The organism is Gemmatimonas sp. (assembly GCF_044345575.1).
Taxonomy (GTDB): domain Bacteria; phylum Gemmatimonadota; class Gemmatimonadetes; order Gemmatimonadales; family Gemmatimonadaceae; genus Gemmatimonas.
Genome location: NZ_JBIJAW010000346.1, coordinates 1 through 3,429, shown reverse-complemented (window position 1 = coordinate 3,429; position 3,429 = coordinate 1). Strand labels below are relative to the sequence as shown.

Annotated in this window: 3 protein-coding genes; 2 read left to right on the top strand and 1 reads right to left on the bottom strand. The window is 67.0% G+C overall.

Going from position 1 to position 3,429, the window contains the following annotated elements:
* Both ACIQ6O_RS14845 and ACIQ6O_RS14840 read left to right on the top strand, forming a co-directional pair.
* Positions 1–1,371 (top strand): TonB-dependent receptor domain-containing protein (locus ACIQ6O_RS14845; RefSeq protein ID WP_396208559.1); only part of this gene is annotated, 1,371 nt, incomplete at its 5' end.
* A 164-nt stretch (positions 1,372–1,535) separates the two neighbouring features.
* Positions 1,536–3,083, top strand: a complete 1,548-nt coding sequence (locus tag ACIQ6O_RS14840; protein WP_396208558.1) for a M20/M25/M40 family metallo-hydrolase — start codon at positions 1,536–1,538, stop codon at positions 3,081–3,083.
* Positions 3,084–3,107: 24 nt separating this feature from the next.
* Here ACIQ6O_RS14840 and ACIQ6O_RS14835 read toward each other — a convergent pair whose 3' ends face one another.
* Positions 3,108–3,281 carry a DUF2256 domain-containing protein gene (locus ACIQ6O_RS14835; RefSeq protein WP_396208557.1) on the bottom strand — a complete coding sequence of 58 codons (174 nt, stop codon included), beginning with the start codon at positions 3,279–3,281 and terminating at the stop codon, positions 3,108–3,110.
* Positions 3,282–3,429 lie beyond the last annotated feature (148 nt).

Sequence of the window (3,429 nt, the reverse complement as noted above, 5' to 3'; positions counted from 1 at the left end):
GGCGCCGGATGGTTCGGGAAACGGGACGTCGTGAAGCTCACGGCGCTCGTGGGGCAGCTGTACGATACGCTCAGCTACACGGGCGCCACGCTCGCGCAGTTGCAGCAGAACTGGCGCTTCAACCCGTTGGCCCCCAATGAGCGTGACAAGTTCGGCCAGCAGATGGTGTCGCTCGCGTGGTCACGTTCCCTCGCCAACGGCGGGTCGCTCAACACCACCCTGTACCGCAACTCGGCCAGCGGCAATTACGACTACTTCGAGCTGCCCGACCGGTACCGCTTCAACCTCGCGCACACGTGGTACGGGGTGACGAGCGTGTACAACGTGGAGAAGGGTGCGCTGGCCATCAACACCGGCGTCAACGCCAACACCTATCAGCGCGCACACCGCGGCTACTTCCAGCCCAGCACCGAACTGTACGACAACACGGGGCACAAGCAGGATGCCAGCGGCTTCGTGAAGGCGTCGTACACGAAGGGCAAGGCCACTTGGTTCGGCGATGTGCAGGGGCGCTGGACGCGGTTCCGCTACGAGCCGTCGGCCAACGCCAACATCAGCGAACGCAGCATCGACTGGGCGTTCTTCAATCCCAAAGCTGGTGTGACGTACGCGCTGGGCAAGGGCGTATCGGCGTTCACCAGCTATGGCGCCACCAGTCGTGAGCCCGCGCGCAATGATCTCTTTGCCGGCGACGATGATCTCAACGCCGACAACGTGGCGGCCTATGGGGATTTCACGCGGGTGAAGCCCGAGCAGCTGCGCGACTTCGAAGCGGGGGTGAACATCACCAAGCGCACGTTCGACCTCTCGGCCAACGTGTACAGCATGGATTTCCGCAACGACATCGCGCGCATTGGGGCCCCCACGGCCAGCGGGTCGATCCTGCGTCGCAACGTGGGGAGCAGCTATCGCCGCGGCCTCGAACTCGATTGGACGTATCGCGGCATCGAGCGCGTGGTGCTCGCGGGTAACGCCAACTGGAGCACCAACCGCATCAAGCAGTTCACGGACAGCTCACGTGGCACGCCGGTGGTGCGGCGCAACGTGGAGCCGCTGCTCACGCCGCGCTTTACCAGCGCGCACCGCGTGGAGGTCACGCCGGTGCAGCGCCTCTGGGTCAGTGTGGAGGGCCGCTATCAGAGCCGCGCTTTCCTCGACAATACCAGCAGCCCTGACCGTGTACTTCCCGACTACTACACGGTGGACGCCACGGCGCGCCTCTCGCTCGGCCGCACCAGCTTCACGCTGCGCGGCCAGAACCTTGGCGACACGCGCAAGTTCGGGAGCGGTGCCGTGAGCGGCAGCGGGCGGGTGCGCTACTTCATCCTGCCGGCTCGCGCGGTGTTCCTCACGGCGGCGTACGAGTTTTGAGATGTGAGGGGAACTGCTTTCGCGGAGGCGCGGAGGGGGCGGAGGCCGCGGAGAAGCCAAAAGATTTCTTCCTTTCTCTGCGACCTCTCACTGTTCTCCGCGCCTCCGCGAAAGCAGTTCCACCGCACTAGCCGAGACGCCGAAGCCCCGGTAGCGTGAGAGGCATGCGTAGACTCTTCACTGCTCTGACCCTCGCGACCCTCGCGGCGCCCGCCATCGCCACTGCCCAGCCCCTCCGCCAGCAGGTGGATGCGTGGCGCAAGCAGCACGAACGCGAAATCCTCGACGAAGCGTTTGCGCTGTTCGCCATTCCCAATGTGGCGAGCAATCCGGCGGACATCGCGAAGAACGTCGTGTTCCTCACCCAGGCGTTCGCGAAGCGCGGCGTACCGCTCGTACCGCTGCGTGCCGCGAGTGGCGGCAGCCCGGCGCTGTTCGGCGAGCTCAAGGCGCCCGGCGCCACGCGCACGGTGGTGTTCTACGCGCATTTCGATGGACAGCCCGTGGCCGGTGGCGGATGGGATCACGATCCGTTCACCCCCAAGCTGAACCGCTATCGCAACAGCGCGCCCACCGACGATGTGCCGCTGCCGGCGCCGGGGGATACGGTCGATCCCGAGGTGCGCATCCGCGCGCGCTCGGCCAGCGACGACAAGGGCCCCATCGTGGCCATGCTTTCCGCGCTCGATGCCATGAAGGCACTCGGCAAGCAGCGGAGCGTGAACGTGAAGTTCTTCCTCGAGGGTGAGGAGGAGGCCGGCTCCAATCACCTCGCCGAGATTTTGCGTACCAACAAGGACAAGCTCGCGGCGGACGCGTGGCTGTTCTTCGACGGCCCCGTGCACGTGAGTGGGGCGCCACAAATCGTGCTGGGCGTGCGCGGGGTGATGGGGGCCGAGGTGACCTTCTATGGAGCGAACCGCGCCCTGCACAGCGGCCACTACGGCAACTGGGCACCCAACCCTGCCGTGTCGGCGGCGCACTTCGTGGCGAGCCTGCGCGATCGTGATGGCCGCGTGCTCATCCCCGGCTTCTACACCGATGTGCCGGCCGTCAGCGACGAGGACACGTCACTCGCGCGCGCGCTCAGCACCACCGACGACAGCGTGCGCACCTCGCTCGGGCTCTCGCGCACCGAGGCGGACAACGCCGCCCTCGGCGAGCGCATCATGCAGCCCGCGCTCAACCTCCGCGGCATCCGCGCCGGCAACGTGGGCAGCGGGGCCAGCAACGCGGTGCCAACGAGCGCCAGCGTCAGCATCGACTTCCGTCTCGTCCCCGATCAGCAGCCGGCGCGTATCCGTCGCCTGCTGGAGGCGCATCTCGCGCAGCAGGGCTACACCATCGTGCGTGACCCCAACGCCGCCACGAAGAGCGCCGATCGCGGGCGCCTGGCGTACGTCACCTACGACAGCGGCTACACGGCGGTGCGCGTCCCGAGTGCCACGGCCAGCGTGCAGGCCGTGAAGCGGGTGATGGCCCGCAGCTACGGCCGCGAGCCGTTCACGCTGCCCATTCTTGGTGGTTCATTGCCGCTCTTTCATTTCGTGGAGCAGCTGGGCGCCACGGTGATCACCGTGCCCACCGTGAACGCCGACAACAGTCAGCACGCGCCCAACGAGAACCTGCGCATCGGCAACCTGTGGGATGGCATCGCGCTGATGACGGAACTGATGACGACCCTCGGGAAGGAGTGGGGGCCGCGCTCGTAGCCGGTGCGGCGGCGGCCGGTTCGGTCAGCCCGCCGACTTCCCCATGCGGCATTTGTCGCTGCAATAGCGCACGCTCTCCCAGTCGCGCTCCCATTTCTTGCGCCAGCTGAACGGGCGGCCGCAGCGCGCGCACGTCTTGTCGGGGTGCCCGTTCACGGCCCCCGGCTGCTTGCCGGTCTTCTTGCGTGTGTTCGCCATGGCTCCCCAAGGCGCGCGGGGCGGTGCACTGTTCCCGTATGCACGCGCCCCAGCCGCCATCGCGCACCACCGGCTCGCACCCGGCCATCGATCCGGCCGACTTCCCGGCCAGTAATCAGGACCTGCTCTACTCCGATTACCGCAAGAC

Coding starts and splice junctions, on each gene's coding strand:
- ACIQ6O_RS14840 (WP_396208558.1), top strand. CDS start 1,536: ATGCGTAGACTCTTCACTGCTCTGACCCTCGCGACCCTCGCGGCGCCC.
- ACIQ6O_RS14835 (WP_396208557.1), bottom strand. CDS start 3,281: ATGGCGAACACACGCAAGAAGACCGGCAAGCAGCCGGGGGCCGTGAAC.